The 240-nt window shown below is 62.1% G+C and carries 1 pseudogene; it reads right to left on the bottom strand.

Going from position 1 to position 240, the window contains the following annotated elements:
• Positions 1–240, bottom strand: a pseudogene (locus KMS84_RS40640) (SfnB family sulfur acquisition oxidoreductase); the annotation flags it as partial.

The raw sequence follows: 240 nt of genomic DNA, 5'->3' as shown, positions 1-240 counted from the left end.
CGATGGCGGCGGTGGTCAGTTGTGCGAAAGGACCGGCCAGAGTCGGGGAATCGTAGGATTTATGCGTAGGAAACAGATTGAAAGCCGGCACCCGCAGGTTTTCCGCGAGCACGCTGCCGCTGCTGGTGGTGCGCTGGCCCATGCTGTCCCAGTCGTCGACAACCACCAGCCCTTTCGTGCCACGCTTGACGAAGGCCAGTTGCGCATTTTGCTGCTCATCCAGCGCCAACACCGCCAGCC

Origin of the sequence: Streptomyces hilarionis (assembly GCF_024539675.1) — a bacterium.
GTDB lineage: Bacteria > Actinomycetota > Actinomycetes > Streptomycetales > Streptomycetaceae > Streptomyces > Streptomyces hilarionis.
The sequence above is the reverse complement of the archived record's forward strand: the minus strand, read 5'-3'. Positions and strand labels throughout refer to the sequence as shown.